Annotated in this window: 2 protein-coding genes and 2 pseudogenes; 1 reads left to right on the plus strand and 3 read right to left on the minus strand. The window is 71.7% G+C overall.

Features of this window, described 5'->3' with window-relative positions; translation table 11 throughout:
* The 3 genes and pseudogenes from AC08OU_RS24040 to AC08OU_RS24050 form a co-directional block, all read right to left on the minus strand.
* A pseudogene (locus AC08OU_RS24040) lies at positions 1 to 463 on the minus strand (FHA domain-containing protein); the annotation flags it as partial.
* A gap of 75 nt (positions 464 to 538) precedes the next feature.
* On the minus strand, positions 539 to 1093 hold the full coding sequence (locus AC08OU_RS24045) for a hypothetical protein (RefSeq protein WP_462202997.1): 555 nt from the start codon (positions 1091 to 1093) through the stop codon (positions 539 to 541).
* Positions 1093 to 2205 carry a PP2C family protein-serine/threonine phosphatase gene (locus tag AC08OU_RS24050; RefSeq protein ID WP_476601929.1) on the minus strand — a complete coding sequence of 371 codons (1113 nt, stop codon included), beginning with the start codon at positions 2203 to 2205 and terminating at the stop codon, positions 1093 to 1095. The genes AC08OU_RS24045 and AC08OU_RS24050 overlap by 1 nt, the downstream gene beginning before the upstream one ends.
* 538 nt (positions 2206 to 2743) lie before the next feature.
* Here AC08OU_RS24050 and AC08OU_RS24055 point away from each other — a divergent pair.
* A pseudogene (locus AC08OU_RS24055) lies at positions 2744 to 3101 on the plus strand (hypothetical protein); the annotation flags it as partial.

The following is a 3101-nucleotide window of genomic DNA, read 5'->3' on the forward strand; positions in this document are numbered from 1 at the left end:
GGCTGTCGCGGCCGACGGGGTAGCCGCCACGGTTCTCCGGCGTGCCCCAGTCTCGACCGTAGGGATCGCGCCCGTGGTCGATCCGGTCGTCGGGGGCCGGCCGCTCGTCACGCCCGCGTGGGTAGGGGTCACGATCATAGCCACCGGGCGGGCCGTAGGGGTCCTCCTGATAACCGCGCCCCCCCCGGGACTGGTCGGGGTAGCCGTCACGGCCATACCCGCCGTACGAGTCGCCACCGCGCGGGTCGCCGACGCGCGGCGGGTCCGTCACCCCGGGCAGGTCGGCTGGCGAACGGCGGATGCCCAACGGGTCGTAGCCACCTGGACCGTCCGCATCCGGGCCGGTCTGCTCGGCTGGCCCACGCCGACGGTTCCCGTCAGCCGAGCGGCCGGGGGCATCTGCTCCGTAGGGAGCTCGCCCGCCGTCCTCCGGACGGTATTCGTACCTCTCCTGACCACTCATGATCCCAATTCCGCACCGATCGCAGTAGTCGGGTCGTGAGACAGGTGCCCCGTAGGGCATCGTGCCCTCACCTGATCACCGGTTCACCCGGAGGGTCCTCGTCGACCGTGCGTCAAGGACCATCTCATCGATCTTCTTGACGTTCTTCTTCAACCGAACCGTACCTGTTGTGGCATTGTCGACGTGAACCACCTTCTGTAGGAGGCGGTAGGTGTCTTCGTTGCCGGAGGCGAGCGCCAGCTGAGCGTCGCGTCCGAGCAACAGTGTCGCAGTCGCCTCGTCGCCGGCCCGACGCGCCTCCAGGCCCCGTAGCACCGCGGCCGGGAGTTCCACCTGGTCGGTGTAGTGGGTGACTGGGTCGCTGATCCGGCTCCACTGGGTCTCATCGTCCGTCCAAACCGCTCGGACCAGCGCCTTTGACGCCACCCGGCCGTCGACGACGAGGCTGACCCGCGCCGCCGACGTCTCGGTTCCCAGCGCGCGGGCGGGCACCTGGACACTCAGGTGGTAGTCGCGCGACTCGATTCCCCACGCGCCGGTAGGGTAGCCGAAGCAGCGTTCGTCCGCGGGCGTGGCCTCGCCCGTCAGATCACGTACCACGGGTGCGACCTCCGCGGTGAAGACGCTCATCAGTCCTCCACCCGGGCGGCCACCACCGTGATGTTGTCGTGTCCCCCGGAGTCGATGGCGAAATCGACGAGGTGGCGGGCGACGTCGATGGCCTCGCAGTGGGGTGGGAGCTGGTTGACCAGCGCGGCCATCATGTCGGGCCGGGACACGTAGTTCCACAGCCCGTCGCTGCAGACCAGTACCGTGGCCGGCGCCTCGATTGGGAACATCTCGGTGTGCGGCGCGACGTCCTCGACGTCGCCGCCCAGCCAGCGGGTGAGGGTGTGCGCCCGCCGGTGTGTCTCGGCCTCGTTGGCTGGGATGAGCCCCGCGCGCGCGGCCTCAGCCGCCCAGGTGTCGTCGGCGGTCAGCCGCTCGCACCAGCGCGGACCGAGCAGGTAGACTCGGCTGTCGCCGACCCAGCCGACCGTGACCATGCCCGGGCCGTCCGGGGTCGGCGGGGTGACGATGGCCGCGGCGAACGTGCACGACGGCGCCATCCGCCCCTCGGCCGCGCTGAGTTGGGCGATGGTCGCCTGGGCCGCGTCGACGGCGGCGTGCAGCGCGGCCTCGGCGTCCTCCGGGGAGAACCCGCCGACGACCGTGCGGGGCGATGTTCGTGGCTTCTTGTAGTCGGCATACGACGGTTCGAGGATGTCGAGCATCTCCTCGGCCCGGCTGACGCCGCGCGACGGGCGGGTGTCGTGGTGGACGGGGCGCCCCGGGCCGTGGGCACGCACCGCATCCGCGAGGACCGTCATGGCGGTGGTCGCCGCGGCGGCCGAGGCCTGCCCGGAGCCCGGAGTGGTCGACACGCCGTCACACACCACCGCGATCAGCGTGCCGTACACGACGGCCAGGCCCATGGCGTCCTCGTTGGTGGTGTGCCGGACGCCGCGGTCGCACACGCCGGCGAACTGGCCGAGGTCGACCTCGCTGTGGTCGGCGTCGCCGTGGCCGGGGTCCGGACCCTCCAGCCCGTGACCACAGACCTCGCAGTACCGGTCGTCGGCATACACCGGCGCCGCACACACCGGGCAGCGACCCAGGTCGTCGTCGAGTTCGAACGGCCCCCCGGTGATCTGGTAGGCGACTGTGGGGGCGTCGTCATGCGGGTTGAGGTCCACCGTCATGCCGCCGGGAGAAATCGGCCGCGGCCGGAAACAGCCGGGGGAACGCATGCGGGCGGTGTGCGCAGAGCCATGTGCTGGGTGCCTCCTGCCCCTGACGGTCCGGTCCTTGACGGTCGGGTCGCTAACGGCCGGATCGTCGATGCTCGCCGTGGCCGTCTCGGGACACCGACGGCGCGCGCCCGATGATCGACCGAGGTGGTCACACTCGTCGAGCTGGTCATCACGCATTCATGGAGACGTATTCTCCCAGCTTCCCCCGCGGCACGTCGAGGGTGTAGATTGCCGTGCCGGCGACCTGATCCGACGCGCCCGCCATCGTCGGCGGGCGACCCTAAAAGAGCGTAAAGGCCGGGGGTGGATGGTGGCAGGGCCCCCGCACTCCGGGGAACCCCGGGCCCGCCGGTCGGCGTGGTGATGCGCACCTGACCCTCCTGACGCCGGTGAGGGGCGGCCGGACCACGTCAGGTCGGGCCGTGGGCCTGCCGGCCCTCAGGATAGGGCGCCGGGTCCCCGGAAACGGCCATGTCGAGGTATGCCCATGGCAGAGCTCCTCCGACGAGCTCCTGCCGAGCTCTCGCTGAGCGTGCCCCGACACGCCGGTGTCGTCCGCCGTATACCATGGTCACATGGTCATTCCCCGGGCGTGTACTGGTCGGTGGTCCTGATGGCCGGCGCCGCTCGCCGGGGCGGTGGGATCGCCCGCGGCGGTCAGGGCGGTCGGGCCGCCAAGTCCGGTTCCCACCGCAAGGGGGCCTCCACGGGCAGCGGCGGTCACGGCCGCAAGGCGCTGGAGGGCCGTGGGGCCACGCCGCCCGCGCAGCTGCGCCCCGGCCATCCCGCCCAGCGTCGTGCGGCGGCGGCTGGTGCGGCCCGTTCCGCATCGGCCGGAGCCGAGC

Source organism: Frankia sp. CcMO1 (genome assembly GCF_977945845.1).